Source organism: Vibrio sp. OPT46 (assembly GCF_015163535.1).
Classification (GTDB): domain Bacteria; phylum Pseudomonadota; class Gammaproteobacteria; order Enterobacterales; family Vibrionaceae; genus Vibrio; species Vibrio alginolyticus.
This window is the reverse complement of sequence record NZ_JADDYG010000191.1, coordinates 1-486: the sequence shown is the minus strand read 5'-3', so window position 1 is coordinate 486 and position 486 is coordinate 1. Positions and strand designations below refer to the sequence as shown.

General features: G+C 38.7%; 1 protein-coding gene and 1 pseudogene. Both read right to left on the bottom strand.

Going from position 1 to position 486, the window contains the following annotated elements:
• A pseudogene (locus IQR33_RS08710) lies at positions 1–195 on the bottom strand (1-acyl-sn-glycerol-3-phosphate acyltransferase); the annotation flags it as partial.
• On the bottom strand, positions 192–486 hold a 295-nt coding region (locus tag IQR33_RS08705; protein ID WP_193843636.1), incomplete at its 5' end, for a beta-ketoacyl synthase chain length factor. The pseudogene IQR33_RS08710 and the gene IQR33_RS08705, both read right to left, overlap by 4 nt.

The window sequence follows — 486 nt, the reverse complement described above, 5'->3', positions numbered from 1 at the left end:
CTTCATCAATTTACAAAATGTGTTGAATGAATATCGAATCGCACCCTGAACTTTATATTCGCGTTCCGTTTGGTCTGAAACAAAAATACGAATGGTCGGAATAACAATGAAACTCAGTACTAAACCACCTAACCCAAATACTGAAAAACAAAAGCCTGTTGCTAGCACACGCCAATACTGATTTAAGCGAGTCATTTTTTGTGCCATTCCCAAGCTTGTTGCGGAGCGAAAATAGTCCACTGGCTTTTATCTAACAAGTATTGTTGCAAAAATACTAAACCTTGAGGAAGAGGATGACCGGAACGTTCTGCGTTTATGGAGCTTTGTATCGCGAACTTGTCTCCATGAGAAAGTATTAAACCAAGTCCAAACCCTTGGTATTGTTGGTTTTCATATTCTAAATAAGAGTCAGGCATAGGCTCATCAAAATCAACAAGCAGTACTTTTTTGTCAGGATTGTCGGACAAAAACAGCCATGCTTCTAAT